This is a genomic window from Bradyrhizobium sp. STM 3843 (assembly GCF_000239815.1).
Taxonomy (GTDB): Bacteria; Pseudomonadota; Alphaproteobacteria; order Rhizobiales; family Xanthobacteraceae; genus Bradyrhizobium.
Genome location: NZ_CAFK01000329.1, coordinates 1 through 1,704 on the forward strand (window position 1 = coordinate 1; position 1,704 = coordinate 1,704).

The window sequence follows — 1,704 nt, forward strand, 5'->3', positions numbered from 1 at the left end:
AAGGATTTGGCCGGCTCGACGCGCTGAACCGGATCGGCAACCAGGTGTTCTATCTCGACATGGCGGTCAGCGGCCTGCCCGGCTACCTCGACAATCAAGAGGCCATCAGCGCGCCGGTCAGCTACCCGCCGATCTGGACCGTGCCGTGGTTCTCCTGGGCGCAGTATGACGCCTCGATCTCGCAGCCCTTGATCCGCAACGCCGGCGAGGCGCTCGGCGTATTCGCTGCGATCAATTTCTCGCCCGACAAGCCGTCGAACCGGGTGTTCCGCTCCGCGATCGCGATCGAGAATCTGATTCAGATCGAGGACATGCTGCACGGGCCTGATCCGTTCGCGACCGACCCGCCCCGCTTCCGCGGTCTCACCTCGCCGAAATGGCCGGGCCAACTGTTCCCCGGCGACAAGGCGTGGACGATCGATCAGGCCAAGGTGGATGCCGGCCGCAGGCTCTACGGCAAGATCTGCGTCGAATGCCATCTCGGCCCGGTCGACGATCGCAGCTTCGACACCGACGACGACACCAAGGCGCTCAGCTTCTGGCGGCGCGACGGCGGTCCCTGGGACAAGGCCGGCAGCGCGGTGCATCTGGTTCAGAAGCCTGTCGCCGACATGAAGACCGACCCTGGCCAGGCCAGCGTATTGAGGACGCGGATAGTCAAGGTGCCGGGCTTCCTCGGGCTTGATCCGGCCAAGGACCTGAAGGGCTGCGGCCTGCCGCCGGGCGTATCCACCACCGACCTGTCCTACGCGCTCGCACTGATGGATGTCGTGCAGCGCGCCAGCGACAAGTGGATGGAGGAGCATCCCGGCGTCGATCAGAGCCTGGTCTGGGGCACGCGCAAGAACTGCCCGAATCCATCGCCGGTGCCGGTCTATCGCGCGCGGCCGCTGAACGGCGTCTGGGCCACCGCGCCTTATTTGCACAACGGCTCGGTGCCCTCGCTCTATTGGATGCTGAGCCCTGCCGCCGACCGGCCGACCTCGTTCTGCCAGGGCGCGCGCGACTACGATCCGGTCACGGTCGGCTTTGCCGTGCCCGCCGGCGGCGAGGCCTCGTGCAAGACCGGCCAGACCCGGTTCATGACGGCCGACGGCAACGGACCGATCAAGGGCAACAGCGTGTTGGGCCATTCCTTCGAAGGACCCGAGCGCGACCCGCACGACTATCCCCAAGGGGTGATCGGCCGCGGCTTCAGCGAGGAGGAGCGCTGGCAGCTGATCGAGTATTTGAAAACGCTGTAGGTCATCTCGGGATTGAGTAGCAGGTTGAAATCAGGTGAAGCTGTCGCGCAAGACTCGGTGCACCCTCTCCCCTTGTGGCAGAGGGTGGATCGAACGAGCGGAGCGAGTTCGAGTGGGGTGACGGTTCTGCTTCCGCGGACGCAGACCCCTCACCCGGCTTCGATGCTGCGCATCTCAGCCACCCTCTCCCACAAGGGGAGAGGGTGAGAGCTGGCGGGTGGCGCGCTGGCTGACCAGACGTCCGCAGGTCGCTGCCGCACAGAGGCATGTGTGTCATTTCACAATTTGAACAGCTCGACCCATGCGCCCGCGCTCTCGCGGCACGATCTGCCCGAGCTTTGCTAGTTGCACCGCCCTCGACCAAGTCGGAGGGCGCAGGGAATGCCGGACTCTGGCCGAGCCCATGGCCCGCCTGCATCAAAGAAAGCAGGCGGCAGTCACCACAGGTCAGCCGAGACAT

The 1,704-nt window shown here is 65.5% G+C and carries 1 protein-coding gene; it reads left to right on the top strand.

Annotated elements, in window-relative coordinates; genetic code table 11:
- The coding region (locus BRAS3843_RS36170; protein ID WP_035983998.1) for a di-heme-cytochrome C peroxidase at positions 1-1,244 on the top strand (1,244 nt) is incomplete at its 5' end.
- Positions 1,245-1,704 lie beyond the last annotated feature (460 nt).